We start from the raw sequence: 1,613 nt of genomic DNA on the forward strand, positions 1-1,613 counted from the left end.
CAAATAACATATAAACAAAAGCAAAACCAAGAAAAAACACTCCTAGCAGAAACAAAAGTATTGCAACAAGAAATAGATCTTTTAAGAACGCTAAAGTCAACGCTGGAAAGACCATTAATTGAAGCTAGAATCTATTTGCTTGAAGAAAGACTAAAAAGCTTTAAGTTGGAGCTAGGAAATGAACACTAAAAAAGCTATATATAAACAAGCTCCTCTTCCATTTATGGGACAAAAGTCTAAGATGTTAGGGGCTCTTATTAGGATATTAAATACATTTAATATTTCTAAAGATTGCGTATTTTTAGACTGCTTTGGAGGTAGTGGGCTATTATCGCACACAATAAAGCAGGAGTATTTTGAAAATAGGGTTATTTATAATGATTATGATAACTTTTTAAGGCGATTAGAACTAATAGATACAACAGAAGAAATAAGGAAGGGGCTATTAAAAATCGTTGGAGCGGTGTATAAATTATCTTTAGAGACTATAGAAAAAATAAAAGAGTTCTTAGAAGGTTATGATGATAAAGAAATAGACTTTATAACACTTGCTTCTTATTTAAAATTTATCGGTGGAAGGAGTGATTATTTAACTAAAGATGTGTTTTTTAAGGAAAATACTTTTTATAATCGTATTAGATTGACTAAATTAGAATCGAATAGATATTTAGAAGGAGTAGAGATTGTTAGTTGTGATTTTAGAGAAATGTTAGAACAAAACTTTAATGAGAATTCTATTTTAATACTTGATCCACCATATCTAAACACACAAAGGGGACACTACAAAAATCAATTAGATGAAGAAGCTACGCTAATAATCTTAGAATATGTAAAAAAAGCTAGATATTTTGTGTTTTTTACTTCAAATATATCTCATAGCGAGACATTCTTTAAGCTCTCCAATATCCCATATAATAAATTAGGCAGAACTTTAGCAATTGGTAACAAATTAGATTTAATGCTATTTAGCAAAGTATAGCTTTCACCCTTACAACTTACCTAAAAAATTTTTAAAATGCGTCTTAAAAAAAGGCTTTTTATGGGATTTTTTGATTTACAAGGTGCATTAAGTGTAGCAAAGAGTGGCGAAGTAATTGACTATCTAAGGAAAGAAAACACAAACATAAACTGGCAAGACATAGACAAAGCTACACAAGAAGCGCTAAAGACAAATCCAAACCTAGATACAAACAAATATACACTTGATTTACTCTCTAAAAATCCCATAAGCAAAATAGATACAAATGCACTAGAAAAAATAAGAGAGCTAGAAAATAAAGCCACGCCACAAAACACACTACAAAAAGGCTTAGACTTTATAAACAATCTTAGCACAGCAACTAGCTCAATCCTGCCTACTAAAATGCTAAGCGATCCACTCTTAAGCCTAAATGAAGACTATAAAAAGCGAAAAGAAGCAGAAGCGAGAGCAATAGACATAGCATTAAAAAACAACATTCAAGCAAAAGACTTAAAAGAAAGCACACAAGAGGCAATAAGAGCTAAAGAGGGCTTAGGAATAGGTGATATTATAACTTCACCATTTACTAATAGCCAAATAGAAGCACAAAAAATCCTAGACAAAGATAGAAAGCTAGATTCATTGCTATACA

At 30.8% G+C, this 1,613-nt stretch carries 3 protein-coding genes; all 3 read left to right on the forward strand.

Translation table 11 applies throughout. The annotated features are described in order from the left end of the window. Positions 1-189, forward strand: a 189-nt coding sequence (locus PF022_RS08745; protein ID WP_271023573.1) for a hypothetical protein, incomplete at its 5' end; no start/stop codon positions are given. Next, positions 179-979: a DNA adenine methylase gene (locus PF022_RS08750; protein WP_271023574.1), complete on the forward strand. Its 801-nt coding sequence runs from the start codon at positions 179-181 to the stop codon at positions 977-979. The genes PF022_RS08745 and PF022_RS08750, both read left to right, overlap by 11 nt. A 60-nt stretch (positions 980-1,039) precedes the next feature. Then, on the forward strand, positions 1,040-1,613 hold a 574-nt coding region (locus PF022_RS08755), incomplete at its 3' end, for a hypothetical protein (protein WP_271023576.1).

It is taken from the genome of Helicobacter sp. WB40 (assembly GCF_027859275.1).
GTDB lineage: Bacteria > Campylobacterota > Campylobacteria > Campylobacterales > Helicobacteraceae > Helicobacter_D > Helicobacter_D ibis.